Annotated in this window: 16 protein-coding genes and 1 pseudogene; 10 read left to right on the top strand and 7 right to left on the bottom strand. The window is 70.7% G+C overall.

Features of this window, described 5'->3' with window-relative positions:
* Nucleotides 1–685 precede the first annotated feature (685 nt).
* Both WMF45_RS40390 and WMF45_RS40385 read left to right on the top strand, forming a co-directional pair.
* Nucleotides 686–1921 carry a hypothetical protein gene (locus tag WMF45_RS40390; protein ID WP_437711394.1) on the top strand — a complete coding sequence of 412 codons (1236 nt, stop codon included), beginning with the start codon at nt 686–688 and terminating at the stop codon, nt 1919–1921.
* A 139-nt stretch (nt 1922–2060) separates the two neighbouring features.
* On the top strand, nt 2061–2921 hold the full coding sequence (locus WMF45_RS40385; RefSeq protein WP_437711392.1) for a hypothetical protein: 861 nt from the start codon (nt 2061–2063) through the stop codon (nt 2919–2921).
* A gap of 39 nt (nt 2922–2960) precedes the next feature.
* Here the strand turns inward: WMF45_RS40385 and WMF45_RS40380 are convergent, their stop codons facing one another.
* Nucleotides 2961–4841 (bottom strand): hypothetical protein, encoded by a 1881-nt coding sequence (locus WMF45_RS40380; protein WP_437711391.1) that lies wholly within the window; start codon nt 4839–4841, stop codon nt 2961–2963.
* Between the two features lie 194 nt (nt 4842–5035).
* Nucleotides 5036–5548 (bottom strand): hypothetical protein, encoded by a 513-nt coding sequence (locus WMF45_RS40375; RefSeq protein ID WP_437711389.1) that lies wholly within the window; start codon nt 5546–5548, stop codon nt 5036–5038.
* A gap of 621 nt (nt 5549–6169) precedes the next feature.
* Between WMF45_RS40375 and WMF45_RS40370 the strand changes: the two genes are divergently transcribed.
* The gene (locus WMF45_RS40370; RefSeq protein WP_437711387.1) at nt 6170–7558 is read left to right on the top strand and encodes an IS1380 family transposase; all 1389 of its coding nucleotides are present in this window, start codon (nt 6170–6172) and stop codon (nt 7556–7558) included.
* Between the two features lie 230 nt (nt 7559–7788).
* Nucleotides 7789–8541, top strand: coding sequence for a transposase (locus WMF45_RS40365; protein ID WP_437711385.1), 753 nt, complete (start codon nt 7789–7791; stop codon nt 8539–8541).
* A gap of 184 nt (nt 8542–8725) precedes the next feature.
* Here the strand turns inward: WMF45_RS40365 and WMF45_RS40360 are convergent, their stop codons facing one another.
* Nucleotides 8726–9628: a hypothetical protein gene (locus WMF45_RS40360; protein WP_437711383.1), complete on the bottom strand. Its 903-nt coding sequence runs from the start codon at nt 9626–9628 to the stop codon at nt 8726–8728.
* 743 nt (nt 9629–10371) lie between these two features.
* Here WMF45_RS40360 and WMF45_RS40355 point away from each other — a divergent pair.
* Complete coding sequence (locus tag WMF45_RS40355; RefSeq protein ID WP_437719629.1) at nt 10372–11130, top strand: DNA methyltransferase; 759 nt, start codon at nt 10372–10374, stop codon at nt 11128–11130.
* Nucleotides 11131–11175: 45 nt separating this feature from the next.
* Nucleotides 11176–12135 (top strand): gluconeogenesis factor YvcK family protein, encoded by a 960-nt coding sequence (locus WMF45_RS40350; protein WP_437711381.1) that lies wholly within the window; start codon nt 11176–11178, stop codon nt 12133–12135.
* Nucleotides 12136–12491: 356 nt separating this feature from the next.
* Here WMF45_RS40350 and WMF45_RS40345 read toward each other — a convergent pair.
* Nucleotides 12492–12962: pseudogene (locus WMF45_RS40345) on the bottom strand (APC family permease); the annotation flags it as partial.
* A gap of 312 nt (nt 12963–13274) precedes the next feature.
* Here WMF45_RS40345 and WMF45_RS40340 point away from each other — a divergent pair.
* Both WMF45_RS40340 and WMF45_RS40335 read left to right on the top strand, forming a co-directional pair.
* Nucleotides 13275–13658 carry a hypothetical protein gene (locus WMF45_RS40340; RefSeq protein WP_437711379.1) on the top strand — a complete coding sequence of 128 codons (384 nt, stop codon included), beginning with the start codon at nt 13275–13277 and terminating at the stop codon, nt 13656–13658.
* A gap of 180 nt (nt 13659–13838) precedes the next feature.
* Nucleotides 13839–14456, top strand: a complete 618-nt coding sequence (locus WMF45_RS40335) for a hypothetical protein (protein WP_437711377.1) — start codon at nt 13839–13841, stop codon at nt 14454–14456.
* 246 nt (nt 14457–14702) lie between these two features.
* On the opposite strand, the gene WMF45_RS40330 is transcribed toward WMF45_RS40335, so the two are convergent.
* Together WMF45_RS40330 and WMF45_RS40325 are read right to left on the bottom strand one after the other, a co-directional pair.
* On the bottom strand, nt 14703–15656 hold the full coding sequence (locus tag WMF45_RS40330; RefSeq protein ID WP_437711375.1) for a hypothetical protein: 954 nt from the start codon (nt 15654–15656) through the stop codon (nt 14703–14705).
* The gene (locus WMF45_RS40325) at nt 15653–16555 is read right to left on the bottom strand and encodes an SPFH domain-containing protein (protein WP_437711373.1); all 903 of its coding nucleotides are present in this window, start codon (nt 16553–16555) and stop codon (nt 15653–15655) included. Before WMF45_RS40325 ends, WMF45_RS40330 begins: the two co-directional genes overlap by 4 nt.
* A gap of 138 nt (nt 16556–16693) precedes the next feature.
* Between WMF45_RS40325 and WMF45_RS40320 the strand changes: the two genes are divergently transcribed.
* Nucleotides 16694–18088 (top strand): serine/threonine protein kinase, encoded by a 1395-nt coding sequence (locus WMF45_RS40320; protein ID WP_437711371.1) that lies wholly within the window; start codon nt 16694–16696, stop codon nt 18086–18088.
* Nucleotides 18089–18125: 37 nt separating this feature from the next.
* On the opposite strand, the gene WMF45_RS40315 is transcribed toward WMF45_RS40320, so the two are convergent.
* Complete coding sequence (locus WMF45_RS40315) at nt 18126–18848, bottom strand: polyprenol monophosphomannose synthase (RefSeq protein WP_437711369.1); 723 nt, start codon at nt 18846–18848, stop codon at nt 18126–18128.
* A gap of 363 nt (nt 18849–19211) precedes the next feature.
* On the opposite strand from WMF45_RS40315, the gene trxA reads away from it, so the two are divergent.
* Nucleotides 19212–19535 (top strand): thioredoxin, encoded by a 324-nt coding sequence (trxA, locus tag WMF45_RS40310; RefSeq protein ID WP_437711367.1) that lies wholly within the window; start codon nt 19212–19214, stop codon nt 19533–19535.
* The last annotated feature ends 192 nt before the right edge of the window (nt 19536–19727 follow it).

The following is a 19727-nucleotide window of genomic DNA, read 5'->3' as shown; positions in this document are numbered from 1 at the left end:
CTGGGTGCGAGCCCGAGGCAAGGCAAGGCAAGGCAAGGCAGCTCAACCTGGGTGTGGGCCAGAAGGCAGCTCGGGAGCTCAACCTGGGTGCGGACCGTGGATGCTGGATGGGTGCAAAAAATCGATGTCGTGGCACGCGGGAAGTATGGCAGCGCAGTACTGGACAACACGCGTGTGGTTCGCTGAGGAGGCAAAAAGGTGGCCAGGGTCAACTTTGCGCGCCGTCGACCCGCGGAGCAGCGCCTCGCGCGACCTCATGGTCCGCGATACCGGCGCCTTCGAGCATCGGGAGCCGCCGCCGTCACGGACGTGACCACGGCGGCTCCCGATGCCCGCGCCCTGCCATGGAGCGACCTTGGCATCGCTCCGGGAGGGGTGGTGACGCTTGGGTGCGTGGTGGTGGCGGCCGGGTGGAGTATCTTCGGGTCCATGCCGTGGCCCTGTCCCCGAGCGAGCTCCGAGGTACCGTGCGCGGACCAGCGCATGTTCGACGCTGGCCTCCGCTGCCCCCGGGCTCGTCGGAGCGCTGCCGCGGCACCCGCCACGCCGTCTGCGGTGCAGCGGTCGAGGCAGATCACCTCGGGAGCGCGCCCATGACAGCGCGGCGTCTTGTACCGGGGGCTCGATGCGCTGCTGCTCACGTGGGGCAGCAGCGCGCCTTTTGCGCGTGGCGAGAGGGGCAGGCATGACCAACAGGAACGCGAACAAGAGCTCGCCAGGGCAGCCGGCGGCTCAGGGCGCTGCGGGCGACGCTGCGCCGCAGCAACCGACGCTGCCGCAGCAGCCGCCGCGCGGGTACGACACGCCGAATTTTGCATCGCAAGAGCACCCCTCACCGGCGCAACAGCGAGCGCTTACGCAGGAGCCGCGCCGCAGACCTGAAGAAGGCAACACCGGCCCCGCAGCGCCGCCCGCGGAGCGGATGGTGCAGTGGGGCGAGCCCAGGCCGCGGCGCCGCCAGGATCGCGAGGCGGGACCGAGCGACAAGCAGGTGTATGTTCCTCCGGTCACGCTGCCCCCGAACCGAGAGCACCAGGCGATCGATCAGCAGAAGATCCAGGTAGCGCCGTCGCTGTTGAAGGGCGTCGACGAACGGAACCGGCCGACGATGCGCAGGATCCCTGTGCAGGGGTTGCCGGGCCCCCCGACCGGTGCTCCCGATGGGCAGGGCGGCGCGCGTCCCGGTGGCGTCCGCACGGCCCGCGTCGGTGTGGGCAGCGGCGTCTGGCCGCCGCCTGAAGACGAGTCGTCCGGCTCGCGCGGGCAGTCGTCCCGGAAGCAGCGGCCGATCGCAGCGGCCGCTCCCTCGCCAGCGGCCGGCGCGCCTCGAGCGGGGCTGCAGCCGACCGCGGCGCGGTCCGATGACACCGCGGTGACCGCAGCGGCCGCCGCGGCGGTGCTCGCGGCGCGTCGCCGCCGGGCCCCGCTGGCGCTCTTCGCGTTGCTCGTGTTTCTGGGGAGCGCGACGGTCGCAGGCTTCTGGGTGCTGTGGCGCGCCGCCAATCCGACGAGCGAGCAGGATCCGGCGCTGGCCGAGGGCCGCCGCGCTCCCACGCCGGATCCCGCTGGCCTCGCGACGCCCACCCCGAGCGCGCAGCCCGAACCTCCGCCCCCGGTGGCGATCGAGCCGCCGCCCACCGCAGAGCGACCCGTTCCCGCCGCACCCGAGGTTCCGACGGCGTCGCCCACGGCGGAGCCGAGCTCGCCGCCCGCTCACTCCGCGGCCACGGTCGCCGCCCGTCCGTCATCACCGCGCCCTGCTGTGCAGGTGAGGCGCCCGGTCAAGCCTTCGACGGCGGCGGACGACTTCTACGACTCCGCTGTGAGCCCTCCGATCCCACCCTCGGTCCCGCCGTCCGCGCCCTCCGCGTCGCCCACAACGCCCCCGGGGACGACCGCTCCCCCGCGTCCATTCCCCTGAGGCGTCGCTTCTCCGGATTGCATTCCTCCCGCCAGCCATCATGCGAAAGCCATTCTTGAAATACCTGTCTCTACTCCTCCCGTGCGCGGCGGTTCTTCTGGGGCCGAGCGTCGCGAGCGCGACCGGCGAGGCTCGGCTGATGCCGAACTCACCGACCGACGCCCCGCCTGCGACGTCGCGCGCGGGTGAGCGCGCCGCGCAGCTCTACCGGGAGGGGAACAGGTTCTACGATGAAGCGCGATTCGCCGAGGCCGAGGCGCGTTATCAGGCGGCGTGGGATCTCCAGCAGAGCTTTGACGTGGCCGGCAACCTCGGGAACGTCGAGCTGGAGGTGAACCAGCCCCGCGAGGCGGCCGAGCACCTCCTGTACGCGCTCAATACCTTTCCGCTCGGCGAGAAGGCCGAGAAGAAGAGCTTCCTGCAGAAGCGCCTCGCCGTCGCCAGGTCGCAGGTCGGCGCGCTTCGCATCAGCGTGAACGTCGACGATGCCGAGGTGCTCGTCGACGGCAAGGTCGTCGGGCATTCGCCCCTCGACGCCCAGGTGTTCGTCGATCCCGGCAAGCGCAGGATCGAGGCACGCCGCGCTGGCGCCAGGACATCGACGTCGCTGCTCGTGGCGAGGGGCTCGGACCAGAGCATCGCCCTCAGCCTCGATTCGGGCCCGAACATTCCGCTGGTGGTGGCGGGCGGGGCCGTCGGGCTGCTCGGGCTCGCGTCGGGCGTGACCTTCGCGATCCTCTCCACGGCAAAGGGCGAATCCGCAGCGACGGAGCCGTTCGGCAGCGCGAGGCGCACCGACCTGCGCGACGCCCAGACCACGCTCGCCAACGTCTCGTTCTGGAGCTTCCTCGGCGGCGGCGTGGTGCTCGCGGGGACGGCCTTGTACGCGTTCTCCACGTCGAGCCGCACGCCGGTCACGAAGGCCGGGCTCCCCCGGGTGTATGCCGCGCCCTTCGTGAGCGCGGAGGCGAACGGCCTGCTGCTGGGCGCGAGCTTCTAGGCCGGTGGGCGCTGCGCGCTCCACGTCTCGTCCCCGGGCTCAGCGCGGCTGGAAGTAACGGCCTACCTGCTCGCGGTACTCCTCGGGGACATCGCTGCGCTCGACACCGCCGACCTCCTGGGGACCCACGACACCGAGCGCGCTCTCGCCGCGAACGTTGGCGGTGTCTCCGGCGCGCCCGGCTGCTCGGCCCGTCACGATCCCCGGCATCGGCCTACCCGGGTTGAGCCTCGCGCTGGCGCGTGAGCGCAGCTCACCCCCGGCGATCGCGCCGGTCTGCCCTTCGTGGCTGCCCGAGCCGCCACCCTCCGAGTGAACTGGCTGCGCCGACCCCTGCTTGCCGGCCCCGCCCCCTGACGAGCCCTGCTGTCCGCGCTCCTGGCTGCCCAACCCGGGTTGGCCTGTCCCGGGTTGGCCTGACCCGGGTTGGCCTGACCCACCTGCGATCGGCATCGGGAGCGGCGTCCCCCCGAGCTGCCCCTCGGCCTCGCCCGCCCCGCGCTGCGCATCGTCGAGCGCTCGTTGGCGCTTCGACTCCTCGCTGCTCGGGCTCCCCTCCTGGGCCATCTGGCGCAGCTGTTCCTCGAGCTGCTGCTGTCCGTCCAGCGTCTCGAGCTGCCGTGCGAGCTCGCGCATCTGCTCCTTTGACATGGGCTCTCCGAGCGCGCTCTCGGGGGACTGCGCCATCCGCTGCTTCAAGCGGTCGGCGAGCCGCTTGCGCTCCTCGGGGCTCAAGTTTTCAAGCGCCTTCTCGAGGCTGCCAGCAAGCCGCCGCGCGTCGCGATCGCTGCCGGTCCGGGCGAGCTCGCGGAGCGCGTCGCGCCCCTCGTCGTCGAGCCCGTCGCCGAGCGCCTCCGCCAGCTCCCTCAACGCGTCGGCCTGCTTGCCGCGCTGATCCAGCAGCTCGCGCTGTTCCTCGAGCGCCTTCGCCACGCCGGGGGCGCCGGCCCTCTTGGCGGCCTCGGCGGCCTCCTCGAGCACCTTTCTGGCCCGTTCGCGATCGTCCCGTTCGAGCTTGTTCGCGAGCCGCGCCATCTCCTCGTCGAACGCCACGAGGTCGCGATCGCCGAGCGCCTTCGCAGCCCGCTTCAGCTGAGGGTCTTCTCCGAGCTTGCCGAGCGCTGACTCCATCCCATGACGCTGCTCGCCCTCGCCGAGCGATAGCCGCTCGGCCGTGATCGCGTCGCGGAGTCTGCCGAGCTCGGCCTGCGCTTCGCGGCGCTCGACGCCGCTCTTCAGCTTTTCGCGGAGCCTCTTCGCGTCGTCCGATAGCTTTTTCAGCCGATCGTGTTGCTCTGCGTCCCGAGCGTCGATCTCGGAAAGCTGGACCACCCGCCCGAGGCCGGTGATCTCGGCGAGGCGTACCTGCTCGGCCCCGGGTGGGGGGGCTGCTGCCGCGGGCGCTGGTGGCAGGGGAAGCCAGCTGAGATAGCCAATGGCCGCTGCCGCGAGGGGCGCTCCGGCATGCCAGCGTCGCCACAGGGGCGTGCGGACCTGCCGGGCGGTTGCGGCATCGAGGGCCGCGGTCGCATGGGCGAACACCACCTCACGGGCCGCGGATGCGCTGGCACCGGGCGCGCCGTCCACCGCGTCCTCCGCTGCTGCGAGCTCAACGGCCGTGGAGACCGACTCGGCGGAGCCGAGCTTGCCGTCGAGAAACAACGCGACGTTCGGGTCATTCCACCGGCGCCGGCGCGCCACCGCTGCGCCAGCCACGGCGCCGAGCAGGCCGCCCGCGGCCATCCAGGGGCGCAGCGCGCCTTGCCGCATGTGCCAGGCGACCGCCGCGCCTACCGCGCCGAGCATCATCCCAGCGGCGGCGCCGGTGAGGACCAGATCGAGCGCGAGCCGCCTCCGGACGCGGCGAGACCACCGAACGAACGCGGCGCTGAACCTCCGCCGGGGAGACGCATCGACCATGGATCGAGGTGTACCTGCGGGCCGACGCGCCGGCCAGCGCTGCTTCGGGGCGCTCCTTCAAGCCCCATTGCGGCACGCCGTGCCCGGCGCGAGCGCCTCGCGCGCTGTCGGGACGCCCTGTGGAGCGGCGTCGGTCCTCCGCGCCACGACGCGCCGCGGAGGAGCCGTCCTTGGACATATCGCGCTCCGCCCGCTCACGGGACGAAGCACCATTTCAAGTGGAATGACGCGAACTCGAGGCGCGCTGGGACAACGTCCTGGGCAGCGCCGAGCAAGTTCAGGCCACAGTCAGCGAAAGAGAACTTGCATTCGTGCGAGTCCTCGGACGATGTCCGGAGCGTCGCGCGGCAAGAGCCATAGAAAAGCGCATCGTCGACGTACATTCGCATGTTCACGACAGCAGCGTCGCCGCCCTTGCGCTCGCTGCCGAGCAGATGGAGATCGAGGTAGTAGAAGCCCCTCCTGTCCTTCGAGTGATCCACCAGCTCCAGATTGGTTTCGCCATTGAGGCGGGAGCAGTCAACGTCCCAGCTGTCGTCGAATCCGGCGACAGGCAGCTTGCCGCTATCCCCCGTGTCAAGCACCAAGCTCTCCCCGTTCACGGTCATGACCGCCATGCCGTACGCTTCAGGAATTTCCGGGCTAGTAGAGCACCCGAACGGCGAGAGCGACAGCACGAGGCCTTGGGCGAGGAGGGGTCGGTGCATGGGAGTTCTCCAGCAGCATGGCGGGCGAGAGCATCGCACGAGGTCGACAACCATGAACGCGCGCAATGTGTTTGATCCATGCGCCGTGCCAGATGTCAACCGGAAACGGAGGCCCCTGTTGGGCCCGTGCCACCGGAAACGGAGGCCCCTGTTGGGCCCGTGCCGGGCTGACTGCGGGGCTGACCGACGTTGCCGTTGACTATCGACCTGACCGACGTTGCCGGTCTGCCGGCCCGCCTGTCTGACCGACGTTGCCTTGGTGGTGAGACCCGATACGTGTTGTCTACGAGGCGGTCCCAGGCATAGGCCATGGCGGGCGCCAGCGGAAAACAGGAGCCGCCAGGATCTCGAAGATTCAAGTGTGCGAAATCATTGGCTACAAGCCCCGGCACGCGTTTGGCATAGTTGACAGCCATGAGCCAGCCTCGCGCTATCGTTGCAGGCGCCACCTATCTCCTCACGCGACGTGCGTTGCGGCGACACCTCCTCTTCCGACCGGACGCCGCGATTACTCAGCGTGGATTTCGCGCCTACGATGCCGGTCCGAGGCGTGAGAAATTCGACGCCGTAAACGGAACGCCTTGAAAGAAAGGCTCGGCGTGGCGACCCGTCCGGGTTGCTATGACCAAACGAAGGCACACGCCGAGCACCTGCAAGGTGCGCCGGCGCGAACTCGGGTTCAAGAGGAAAGGCGACGGGCGGCACCAGGAGCGAATCCGGCGGCCAGACCCATGCAGAATCCACGTCGAACCGACGGAGAAGAACCTGACCGGCGTCGCAGGGCTTGCCCCGTTCGGCGCTTTCATCCGGCAGCTCGGCGTCGACGCGGCCTTGAGGCGCAGGTTCTCCCGGCTGAAGACGGGCCGCTCGGTGATCTACCCGATGGCCGCGCAGATGCGCCTGCTCATGGACAGCGCGCTCGCCGGCGAGGAGCGCGTCTTCGGCATCGAGGCGCTCGCCGTCGATCCGCTCTTCGTACGCCTCGCCGGCGGGGTCGTCCCGAGCATCGACACCGTCTACCGGGACCTGTGCCGCTTCGATGAGGAGGCGGTTGAAGCGCTGCACGGCATGGTCGTCGACCACGGGCTCGCCCTCATTGCGCGGCGAAAGCACCGATTCGTGCACCTCGACGTCGACACGACCGTGGAGCCGCTCTTCGGGATGCAGGAGGGGGCGCTTCCAGGCCCGAACCCGCGATACCACGGCCGGCCGAGCTATCATCCGATCCTGGCGCGCATCGCCGAGGCCGACGCCGTCGTCGGAGCCAAGCTGCGACCGGGTGACACGAGCTTCGGCGAAGCCGATGTGCCTTTCGTCGAGCAGTGCATCGACCGGGCGCGCGCCGCAGCGCCGAGCGCGGCCATCTACGTGCGGATCGACGGAGCGGGGGATTGCAGCGCCTTGATGCACGCCGTCGCCGCGAAGGGATGCTTTTTCCTGACCAAGGCGCGGATGAGCCCCGATCTGGTGGGCATGGTCGCCTACGCCACCGGATGGCGTACCATCGACTGGGATGCCGATGGTCGTCCTCGACGACAGGTCGCCGAGGTCCCCTTCCGGCGCAGCGGTTGGCCGGATGGCGTCCGCGTGATCGCCGTACGAACACGCGATCGGTACAATGGCAAGCAGATCTACCTCTGGGAGGACCTCGACTACACGGTGCAGGTCTTCCTGACCAACGAGCCGGTCGAAGCGCCGGAAGACGTCGCGGCGCGGTATGACCTGCGCGCGGGCATCGAGCCGCTCATCGGCGATCTCAAGCATGGGTGGGGCTGCGGCCGCGTGCCGAGCCACAGCTTCAACGCCAATCATGCCGCGCTGCTGCTGAAGCTCCTGACCGCCAACCTGATGCGCCGGTATGTGCTCGACCATGTTCCGCACCTCGCGAGCTGGCGAACGCCGTGGCTGCGCCGCGCGCTGATCCTCGTCCCGGGAAGGTTGGCCCGGTCGGGTCGGGGCACGACCCTGCACGTGCCAGAGCGCTCGCAGCTCGCTCGCCAGCTCAATTGAGCTTGGAACCAGCCAAAGTCATTGCGGGGGGTAAGGGGGGCGTGTGCCTTCGCGACGCGTTGGGAACGCGCAGTTGTAATTGGCGTCGCATTCGTCGGCGGAACGCCGCTCGCGCGTCGCCGTCGGCACCACTGGTGCCCCGTGGGCGCGAAATCCACGCTCAGCTGATCACCTATGCACTCGCGGTCTCGGCCGGGCGCTACGGCGTTCGCCTGCATGCGTTGTGTGCCATGTCCACGCACCTGCACATCGTCGTCACTGACGTCGAAGGCGTGCTTCCGCGATTCCTGCAGCTGTTTCATCGCCTCGTGGCGCTGGGGACCAAGGTGCTCCGAACCTGGGAGGGGCCGGTCTGGGGCCACGAAGCGACCAGCGTTGTTCGCCTCTTGACGCGGACGGCCGTGGTCGAAAAGATTTCATATTCACTGGCGAACCCGGTGGAGGCGGGGTTGGTGCGACGTGCGAAGGAATGGCCGGGAGCGAAGGTGCTCGTCAACGAAATCGGCCGCGGCGAGCTGCGGGCGAGGCGTCCTGACGTCTACTTTGCTCCGAGCAATCCCGCATGGCCCGACGACGCCGCCATTGCGATCTCGCTTCCGCCATCTGTGGCGGATGATGACGCGGACGCCTTCCGGCGCGAGGTGGCGGCGGAGCTGGAGCGGAAGGAAGCCGAGGCGCACGCCGCGATTCGTCGAACTGGCCGTGGTTTCCTCGGCCCCGAGCGCGCATGCGCGGTGTCGCCCGACGCTCGCGCGACGAGCTTCGAGGCGCCCCGCGGCCTCAATCCAACGTTTGCGGTGGGGAGAGGACATGCAGACGCACGAAGGACCGCGGTTGCCGCTGTCCGGGCATTTCGCGCAGCGTACCGCGAGGCGCTTCAACGATGGCGTGCAGGGCTGCGCAGCGTCGTGTTTCCGGTAGAAACGTGGTGGATGCGCGTATTCCACGGCGTGGCCGTGAACGATGATCCGCTCGTGTCGTAAAAGGAACGAACGAAATGCCGACACGCCGCCTGGGCTGCGCGATGAGGGCGAGTAAGCGGCAGACGCCCTCCGTTCGCGTGCATGATCGCGTACCTGGTTTTCGTGTGAAACTACACGTCAAGGGCGCCGGGATTGCGTGAGCCGGCCTGGTGGTCGAGGAAGCGTGGGCGGTCCGTGCGCGTCGCTACAACGGTAGGGGAAGCTCGATATACGGCTCCGTGATCCGGCCGACGACGATATCGCGCAACTGCGTCCCATAGTAGGTCGATCCCGATTGCGTGCTCCAGGCGTGTCCCACGATCGTCCCGTTGCTGTTGGCATAGAGGCGCATGACACCCCTGCCAACACCCGCGTGCCAGGAGCCGTCCGCGTTGCGCCGGGTGTCGGTTGTCCCGTGGCCCGTGGTGCTCGAGTCGACGACGAGGAGCGAGTACTGTATTGTCCCCGTGACGAACGGATAGGTCGCCACGCGTGGCACCGCAGCGCCTGCCGCGATGGCGACGTGCCCGCTCGCCGTGCTCCCCGCCGGATACTCGATCGCGACGATATCGCCGGCCTCGATCTCGCTCACCGTCACGATCTGCTCGAAGCCGACCTCCTCGATGATCCTGTCGTGGTACAGCGCGGCGTTCGGGCTCGTGCTGCCGAACCATGTGTTGATGTCGTAGACGGACAGCTGATAGGCCTGCTTGAGGATGTTCGTGACGAACGACGCGCACAGGCTGCGGCTCCGGTAATCCGTGGCTCCTCCGACGCCCGCCCAATAAACATAGGTCGTTCCGCTTCCATATTCGTTGTTTAACGGTGCGATGTGGGTCACGAGTGTGTCGGCCCAGTAGAGATGGCCCGGTTCTCCGGCCGTCTGGCCCTCTGCCGGGCGCGGCGCGAGCAGGCTCACCCCGGCCAGAACGACGGCCGGGAGCGCGCGAACAGCGGCTCTCGAGCTCATGCGCTTCAATGCATTCATGATTTCCTCCCGTGTGGAATCGATGGCCCCGCGTAGGCTGGTCACACCGGTGTCGGCCTCATCGCGGGCATCGCCGCGGAGCGCCGGCAAAGCGAAGTTGCGCACCAAGCCACCGAACATACGCCGAACGAACGAGCTCTTCAATCGCCGGCACGAAGGCGGCACACGGGCCGTGCGCGATCCTGCGCGGATGGTGTTCCCCTCATTTCCACAGGCTGTCTCCTCGGGGCGACCTCCGTGCACGTTTTCGTAGATCCGCGCGCCGATGCCCACCGCATGGGCGGCGCGGCGCTGGCGCAGGGCTCACGGCCGGTACGGAGAGGGCGCGGCCGTCGCGCCCGACGCCGCGCCCGACGCCGACCCGCCCGACGCCGACCGACGTTGCGCCCGACACCGACCGACGTTGCGCGCGACGCCGACGAGAGGGCGGCGATGTCGTACGGATCGGCCGATCCCGGACGCTCGGGGCTCGCGCTCGGCGAGGGCCCGAGGCGCTGGCGAAGCGCGCCCCGTCCGCGCCGCGTGGCGCGCGGGTCCAGACGGCTCGCCGGGGCCGAGCTCTGCCGTTTTGTTGACAGATCCGTGCAGTTCGATTGGATGGCCACGTGTCCCCCGTGAAGCGCGCATCGACCACCCTCCACCCCACCCTGACGCTCGGCGACGCGCTGGAGCACTACGCCTCCTGGCCGAGACCCACCGTGATTGTCTCCGACGGTGCTTATGGCGTCTCCGGTTTTCCCGGCGATCCCCCGACGCACGACGGGCTCGCCGCGTGGTACGCGCCGCACGTCGCCGTCTGGTCGGAGCGCGCCTTGCCGTCCGCCACCCTCTGGTTCTGGGCGACGGAGATCGGGTGGGCGACGGTGCACCCGCTGCTCGAGCAGCACGGTTGGGAGTACCGGACCTGCCACGTCTGGGACAAGGGAATCGCCCACATCGCGGGCAACGCGAACACCCGGACGCTGCGCAAGTTCCCCGTGGTGAGTGAGGTGTGCGTGCAGTACGTGCGCAAGGTGCTCCTGGAGAGCGCCGGCGTGCGGCTGCCCCTCAAGACCTGGCTGCGGCATGAATGGGAGCGCTCAGGCCTCCCCCTGCGCCAGACGAACGAGGCGTGCGGCGTGAAGAACGCGGCCACGAGGAAATACTTCACCCGCTGCCATCTCTGGTATTACCCCCCGGCCTCGGCGTTCGAGCAGATCGCCGCCTTCGCGAACGCGCACGGCCGCCCCGAGGGGCGACCCTACTTCTCGGTCGATGGCAAGCGGCCGTTGACGGGCGAGGAGTGGGCCACCCTGAGAGCCAAATTCCATTGCGAGGTCGGCGTGACCAACGTCTGGAACGAGCCGGCGGTCCGCGGCCCCGAACGCTTCAAGGAGGACACCCGGTCGGTCCACGGCAACCAGAAGCCCCTCAAGCTGCTCGATCGCATCATCCGCGCATCGTCCGATCCAGGCGATGTCGTCTGGGAGCCATTCGGGGGGCTCTGCTCGGTCGCGGTGGCGGCCTTCACCGCAGGGAGGCGCTGCTACAGCGCCGAGATCGCGCCCACGTACCACGCCGTCGCGTCGCGCCGCCTCGCGAAGTGCGCGCCGCAGCCGCGCGTCGCGATCTCGGCGGCCTGACGGTCGGTATCGGCCCCGCTCGTCCGCATGGTAGCCTGCTCCCCCATGGCGACGCCGAAGATCGTGACCGTGGGAGGGGGGACGGGCCATTACACGCTCCTCACCGGCCTGCGTGACCTGAGCGTCCGCATCACCGCGATCGTGACCATGATGGACTCGGGCGGGAGCTCCGGGAGGCTCCGGGACGAGTACGGCCTCCTGCCGCCGGGCGACTTCACGCGTTGCCTCGTCGCCCTGTCCGAGCACCCGGAAGCGCTGAAGGAGCTGCTCGGCCACCGCTTCCGCTCGGGGAGCCTCGGCGGGCACACCCTGCGCAACCTGATATTCACCGCGGTGCAGGAGATCACCGGCTCGCTCCCCCTCACGGTCGAGCGCCTGCACGAGATCTTCTCCGTCAAGAACCGCGTCCTCCCGGTCACGATGGATCACGTCGATCTCGTGATGCACCTCGAGAACGACCGGACCATCCGGGGCGAAGCGTCGATTGACAACCTCGCCGACATGCTCGATGCGCCGGTGCTCTCGGTCTATCTGGATCCCGAGGCCCAGGCGTATCCAGCGGCGCTCGACGCGATCGCGGAAGCCGATCTCATCATCCTCGGGCCGGGAGATCTTTACACGAGCCTCGTGCCGAACCTCCTGGTCAAGGGCGTGCGCGAGGCCATCGCGGCGAGCCGCGCCCGCGCGATGTTCGTGTGCAACCTCATGACGAAGCCCAACGAGACCCCCGGCTACACGGTCGAGGACTTCGTGGGGACCATCGCCATGTACCTCGGCGAGGCCCGGCTCGACGCGGTGCTGGTCAACGATATCTGGCCCTCCGAAGGCCTAGAGGACTACGCCTCCGCCGGCTCTGAGCCGGTCGTGACCTCGCCGGACAAACCGCTCGCCTCCGACCTCCTCGTCCCTGCCGACCTGCTGTTCGGCGGCAAGCTGATTCGCCACGACCCGCACAAGCTCTCTGCCGCGATCGTCTCGCTCGCCCGCCAGCGCTCGTGGTGGTGAGGCCCCGGGCCGGCTCCGCTGCGCCTGGCCCTACGCTCGACGGCCACCCGCGGCGCGCTTCCGGGACGCGGCGCTGCCGCGTCGGCCGGGCGGTCTCGGGCCGGCGTGGCCGCGCACGACGATCAGGCGGCCTCCTGTGCATCGGGCAGATAAAAAGGCGTGTTGACGATCACGATGCCCTTCCCGCCCCGGAAGAGAAGGAGCCATTTGAGGACACGATGCCGTGTGGTTGTGCAGCAGGTAGATGAGAAAGGCCCCGAGCACGAGCAGGGTCGAGATCCACGCCCCCTCGGTGAACTTCGAGATGATGATGACGACGAGCGTGGCGGCCGTGGCCGTGGCGCCGGTCGCGTTGAGTTGGCCGCGGTGAGGAAGGTGAGGACAGCGAGGCAGAGGCCCAGGGTGTGCGGCAGGAGCGCGGGCACCACGGAGACCAGCGCGCCCACCCCCGCGGAGATGGCGACCGCGACGTTGAGCACGTAGTCGAAGAGCAGCGCCGCCGCCGCGACGAGGCCAGCGCGCGTGCCGAGGTTCTCCTTCGCGACGATGTACGAGCCGCCGCCGCTCGGGTACGCCGTGATCGTCTGGCGGTACGAGACGTAGACGATCGCGAGCAGCCCGATGACCAAGGCGCTGAGCGGCACGATGTAGTGGACGCCGAGCGCGCCGAGGGGGAGGAGCACGGTGAGCGCGGCCTCGGGGCCGTACGACGCGGAAGCGAGCGCGTCGAGGCCCAGGACCGGGATGCCGGAGAGCGGGCCGATCTGTTCCTTCTCCTCTTCGTCCGAGGCCAGCCGCCGGCCGAACAGCACCGCCATGAGCGACATGGGTAATGCAACTCACGCAAGGCGTGTGCCGGGAGCAAGCTCCGTCGCGCGCGCGTCGGTCGGAGTGTGAGCCGATCGAGGTGGGATCATTTGCCACGCCCGGCCAAGTTGCCTCATCGCAGGCGGGCACCCTCGCCTGCGAGCGCGCTCGCCGCTGGAGCACGCGGCTCGCCCGCTGCCGCGCGAGCCGCGTGGGCTCACGCGTGGCTGCGCGTCGGCCGCCCGGCGCTTCCTGCTGGTATGTGCTTCGCATGGCGCTGGGGAGCTATCGCCACTTCCGTGGCTCATCATCTCAGGACGAGGTAGAGCGCTATGAGCATCAGTAACGACCAGTACACTTCGGGCGGGTACAAGAACGGGATTTACGAGGGCGGCTCGCAGGAGTCCGGCTCTCACGAGCCTGGCGCGCCGCAGACGCAGGGCGTCGAGGGCGCCGTGAGCCTCGATATGCTGCTGAAATTCGCCAAGGACATCCAGACCAAGGTCAAGGACGTCCCGTACATCGTCCCGATCGCGATCGGCGGAGCGGCGTTTGCGATTGGCGTGCTCGCCAGCTCGAAGATCCTGCGCCAGCTCACCGTCCTCGCCGGCGGCTACGCGGTCAAGTACGCGATCCAGAACGTCCCCAGGGAGCCGATCATCGACTTTGCAAAGAAGGTCGTGTCCGACTCGTTCCGGGCGTCGTCGAAGGCCTGAGCCGGAGACGCGCTGCGGTGCGCGCGGAGGCGCTCGCCCGCCTGCAGCCGTGCGTGCTCCGGCGGAAGGCCGCCCGACCTGAGATCCTACCTTCGCCGCGCCGGCGGCACGTGCCCCCGTTTCTGCCATCATGGCGGCGGTGGTGCGGACGCGCCGCCAGCGTGCGGCCGGGAGGACGCCATGGACATCCGGGAGAGCATCGAAGTCCGCTGGTTTCTGCCTGCGGATGACGCTCGGGCGGCGCGGCTCGTGTCGTGGTTCTCGCGTGCGTTCTCCGAGGCGCCCCGGCATGACCGCTACCGCTGTCTCCGGCGCGCCGATCTCGGGATCAAGAAGCGCGGCGGGCGGCCGGAGGGCCTGGAGGTCAAGTTTCGGGTCTGCGCCTTTGGATCCATCCATCTCTCTCCCACGGTGCTGGGTGAGCTGGAGCGGTGGACGAAGCTCACCCTCCCGTCGACGGACGCCGATGAAAGCGGGTGGACGACCCTCACGAAGGAGCGCCGTGTGAGGATGTTCGGGCTTATGGGCGGAGGCGCCGTCGAGGTGATGGACGGCGCGTACCCCGGAGCCGGGTGTGCTGTCGAGCTGACGCGCGTCGCCGTGGCGGAAGGCGAGGGCGCGGCTGCTCCGGCGGCGTGGTCGCTGGGCCTCGAAGCGTTCGGTCCGCCAGCGATCCTGCTCGAAGCGCTCTACGCCGTGGGCCGCGCGGTGTTCGTGGAGGTGCCCGACCTCGGCCTCACGTCCGCTGAGTCGAAGGGATATCCGGCGTGGCTCGCCGAGCGCCCGGCGGAGCGGTGAGCGCAGGGTCTCGTCGCCGAAGCAGCCTGCTGATCCCTGCGCTCGACGTCGCAATCAGCGACGAACAAGCGACCATCATCCAGGAAAGCGTGGGTGTTCTCACGCCCGCAGTCGCCTGCGCTGCGTGTATCGACGTCCTCTCTCAAACGTCGTTGTGGATGTCGTCGTACGTTCCCCGTCGCCATGAGCCGATGTGGCCGACTGGCTTCCTCCGAGAGCGTCTGGCGCGGGGCTGACCGCTGCGCGTCACGGGAGCTCGCCGCCGCCGCAGAGCAGCGCGGCGAGCTCCTCCGTCCGCTCCGGCGTCGCGAGGTCCCCGGCTGTGACGGTGATCGCGCGGATCCCCTCGGCTCTCCAGCCGCCGTGCTCGCGCACCGGGGCCGCCGTGATCCGGACGCGCATGAGCTCGCCGGACGCCACGACCGCGAGCTCCACGCCCTCGCCCTCCGGCCCGTCACCGCGGCGGAGGGTCACCGCCACCGCGCCGCGCGCCGCGAGCGCCCGCGCGAGCCGGGCCTCCGGCGCCGCCGCTCCGCCGAGCGGGTAGAGCGCCGTGGCGAGCTCCACGGACGCGATCGCCTCGGAGGCGCGCGTCCCCGCGTCGCGCACCGCCCGCCGCAGCCGCTCCGCGCGCTCGACGTCGCGGTCGAGCGCCGCGCGATCCGCTGGCTCGAGCCGCACCACGCAGCGCACCAGCGCGGCGCCCGCGCTGCCCGCGCCGCCCGCGACCTGCGCTTCCTCGAGCCGCGCGCGGCGGAGCATCGCCGCGCCCCGCGCGTCGCCCGACGCCTCGAGCAGGGCCGCCGCGCCGCCGAGCACCGCGTCCGGAGACGGCCGCTCCGGCGCCGCCGGGAGGGCGGCCTCCCGGTAGATCTGGCTCCACCCGCGCCCGACGCCGGGCAGGCGCAGCACCAGCGACAGATCGGCGAGCTCCGTCTCCGGCGTGCGGACCGCGCTCGCGAACGCCTCCTTCACCGCCGCGAGGCGGCTCGGATCCGCGGTGAGCGCCGCGAACTCGGGCGCGTCGACGGCCAGCGAGAGGCGCGACGCGCTCACCTCGCGCGACCCCAGCGTCCACCGCTGGGGCGGGGCGGCGAGCGCGAGCTCCCCGCCGGCGACGAGGGTGGAGAGCCCGCGCTCGCCGCGCGCCTCGAGCAGCGCCGCGACCGCGGCCTTGAGCGCGGTCAGCGCCGGGATCACGCCCCGCCCATGCGCCCGCGCCGCGCCGTCCGCTGCTCCTCGAGCGCCGCCTCCTCTTCGAGGGCCGCCTCGGCCTCACGCTGCGCCTCGGCGTCGACCGGGCGTTGCCCCTGCTGGACGCGCACGGGCTTCGCCTCGGTGGCCGCCGCCTCGGCCATCGCGACCGCCGCGTGCCGCACGTCGTCGTACGGCTTCGCGAGGTCGAAGATCACCTTGGTGTTGCCCTGGCTCAGGTTCGCCAGCGCCTCGAAGCGGCGCAGCTCCATCGCCCCGGGCGAGCGCGCGAGGATGCCCGCCGCCTCCGCGAAGTTCTTCGCGCTCTCCACGTCGGCCTCGCTCTTGATGACCACGTAGCGCCGATCGCGCTCGGCGATCGCGCCCTTCGCGAGCACCTCCTGCATCTGGGGCGGCAGCGCGATGTCCTGGAGGCCGATCATCTCCACGTGCAGGCCCCACGCGGCCGCCACGGCCTCGACCTGCGCGCGCACCTTGGCGGCGACCTCCTCGCGGTGCGCGAGCAGCTCGTCGAGCCGCGTCTCGCCCACCACGTCGCGCAGCACGACCTTCGCGCGATCCTTCATCGCGTTCTCGTAGTTCTCGACGGCCAGCGTGGCCTTCTCCGGATCGACGACGCGGTAATAGACGACCGCGTCGACCATCGTGGTCACGTTGTCGCGGGTGATCACCATCTGCTGGAGGAGATCGCGGTTCTTCATCCGCGTGTCGATGCGCCGCAGCTCCTGGATCCCCGGGAGGAAGAGCGTCACCCCGGGCGATACGCGGCCGGTCAGCTTGCCGAGCGTGAAGCGCAGCGCGGCCTCCCACTGGTTGATCTGCCGCAGCCCCGACAGCAGGTACAGCGCGGCGAACAGCCCGAGCACGGCGAGGATCAGGGACATCGCTCGCGACTCTAGCAGAGCGCATGGCGCGGGCCGCGCGAGCGGCGCGGGCGCTCGGAAGTTCGCGCGCGCTCGCGGGCGCCCAGGCGCGGCTTCGACCTGGTGTCGTTGCCCGGGCGGTGTACTCTCGCTCCCTCGATGGGTGCCGAGCCGAGCCAGGCGTTGCGCGACGGGCGCTACGTGATCACGCGCGCCCTCGGCGAAGGGGCTCAGGGACACACGCTCGAGGCGGTCGACAAGCGGCTCGGCAAGCTCGTCGCGATCAAGCGGTTCCAGATCCGCGGCGCATCGAGCTGGAAGAGCGTGGAGCTCGCCGAGCGGGAGGCCCGGGTGCTCGCGTCGCTCTCGCACCCGAGCCTGCCAGGCTATCTCGATCATTTCGAGGAGGACGGAGCGCTCTTCCTGGTGATGGAGAAGATCGAGGGCGAGAGCCTGGGCGCGATGCGCCGTCGCCGCGCGGTGCTCGGGCGGGACGACATCCTCCGCTTCCTGCGGGACGCCTCGGGTGTGCTCGACTACCTGCACGGCCGCGCGCCGCCGGTCATCCACCGCGACATCAAGCCGAACAACGTGATCCGCCGGCCCGACGGCTCCTTCGCGATCGTCGACTTCGGCGCGGTCCGCGATCGCATGCGTCCCGAGGGCGGGAGCACCGTGGTCGGCACGTTCGGGTACATGGCGCCGGAGCAGTTCCAGGGCCGCGCGCTGCCCGCGTCGGACGTCTATGCGGTCGGCGCGACCGCGCTCTGCCTGCTCACCGGCGAGGAGCCGGAGAACCTGCCGCACCGAGGGCTCGCGATCGACGTGCCCGCTGCCCTCGGCGATCGCGCCGATCCTCGGCTCGTCCGGGCGCTCTCCGCGATGCTGGAGCCTGACCCGGACCGCCGCGCCGCGCGCATCGCTCCGCTCCTTTCGGGGCTCGAAGCGGGCGGCGCGCGCCCCGAGGCGGCGCGCGCTGGCGAGCCCGCGGAGGGCTCCGCGGAGCGCGGGGCGCGCAAGGAGGAGCGGCGCACGCGCAAGGAAGGGCGGCGTACGCGCAAGGACGAGCGCAAGGAAGAGAAGCGCGCGCGCAAGGAGGAGCGGCGCGCGCGCCGGCACGAGGGGCGCCCGTCGCTCGATCGCGGCCTTGTGGGCCTGCCGCTCGTCGCCGCGCTGTTCGGCCTCACCGTCGCGCGCATCGCCGTCGGCCTCGCGCTCGGGGTGATCGTCCCGACGGTGCTGACGCTGCTGTCCCTGGTGTTCGGCCGCGTGCTGCGCGAGAAGGCCGCGCCGAACGTGCGCAGGGCCGGGCGGGTCGCCGATCTCGCGCTGCGCCGCGCCACACGCGTCGTCCGCGGGCACCCGGCGCCAGAGGACACGGCCCAGCGCGGTCAGGCCGCGGCGGCGCGCGTGCGCTTCGAGGAGCAGGAGGCCCCCGGTCGATCGCGCATCCACGACGGCGACGTCGCGCTGGACGAGGAGCTCGACGAGGAGCTCGACGAGCCGGGCCGCACGCGCGCCGCCTCGCGGCCGCCTCGCGCTGGGGAGCGCTGAGCGCGGCGCGCGCTCGCGCTCCGGCGGGGCGGCGCGATCAGATGCGACCGCGCGCGGCGTCGAGCTTCAGGCGGAAGACCTCGACGATCGCCTCGGCGAAGATCCGGCGGCTCATCTTCGAGCGGCCTGCGCGGCGGTCGACGAACACGATCGGCACCTCGACCACGCGCAGCCCTTTGCGCAGCGCGCGGTAGGTCGTCTCGATCTGGAAGGCGTAGCCGTTCGAGCGCACGCTGCCGAGATCGAGCGAGAGGAGCGCGCGCCGCGTGAACGCCTTGTAGCCGGTCGTCAGGTCGCGGATGCCGACGCCCAGGATGGTCCGCGCGTAGAGGGAGCCGCCCTTCGAGAGCACATGCCGCCCGAGGCCCCAGCCCTCGACGCCGCCACCCGGCATGTTGCGCGAGCCGAGGACGACGTCGGCGCCCCGCGCGATCGCGTCGAGGAACGCCGGCAGGTGGCGCGGGTCGTGCGAGAGGTCGGCGTCCATCTCGAGCGCGACGTCGTAGCCGTCGTCCAGCGCGCGCTGGAAGCCCTCCAGGTAGGCCGTGCCGAGCCCGCGCTTCGCCGCCCGGTGGAGCACGCGGACGCGCCCGTCGCGCGCGGCGAGATCGTCGCCGAGGGCGCCTGTCCCGTCGGGCGACGCGTCGTCGACGACGAGCACGTGCGCCTCCGGGGCCGTCGCGAAGACGGAGCTCACGAACTCGGCGAGGTTGTCTCGCTCGTTGTACGTCGGCGTGATGATGAGGGTTCGGGGGGCCATCCTGGCTCGGCGCCGCGCGAGCGGGCGCTCGCACGCGGGGTCGTGCGCGCCGTGCAGCGCCGCGCGCCGGGTCCGCGGGCGTCCGCTCGCGCTCAGGCCTCCGCTGCGTCGGCCAGCACGGGCGCTCCGGCGCCCGGCGATCTACCAAAACGACGGCGCAGGCGGAAGGTTCCGCGGGGGGCGCCGCGAGCGCCTTGTGGGTTGCCGGAGGCCTGCGCGCCGGGTACTTTCCTTTCCCGACAGGGCGGTCCGCTCTGCATCGGGCCGATAGGCCGGCGCGGCCTCGGTCAACTCACGGGGCGCGCCCCGCGCACCCCAGGCGCGGCCCCGAACATGAACAGCGCGGCACCGACGGAGACAATCATGGCAGGCGAGCACGTCGTCACCCTCACCAACGAGAATTTCGAGTCCGAGGTCATCAACTCCCCGATCCCGGTGCTCGTGGACTTCACGGCCACCTGGTGCGGGCCCTGCAAGCAGCTCGCGCCGATCGTCGCCACGATCGCCGCGGAGTCCCAGGGAACGCTGAAGGTCGGCAAGCTGGACATCGACGCGGCGCCCAAGCTCGCCCAGAAATACAACGTCCGCGCCGTTCCGACGTGCATCCTGTTCCGGGGCGGCGAGAAGGCGGGCTCGTACACCGGCGTCGCGAGCAAGGAGAAGCTCCTCAAGGAGCTCGGCGTCTGATCCGCGGCCGCGCGTGACGCCGGCGTGACAGCGCCCGGCGCGACAGCGCCCGAGCGCGCCGGCGCTCCCCTTCCCACAGACCGAAAACACCCCAAATACCGACCGAAAGCCCTCCCGGCGAGGCGCCGCTCCGGCCAGCCGGCCGCGGCCCCGCCGCCGCCGGCGCTCCACGTCGCCGGCGCCCCGCGGCTG

The organism is Sorangium sp. So ce448 (assembly GCF_051520915.1).
GTDB classification, from domain to species: domain Bacteria; phylum Myxococcota_A; class Polyangia; order Polyangiales; family Polyangiaceae; genus Sorangium; species Sorangium cellulosum_B.
This window is presented reverse-complemented; position numbering and strand designations above follow the sequence as displayed.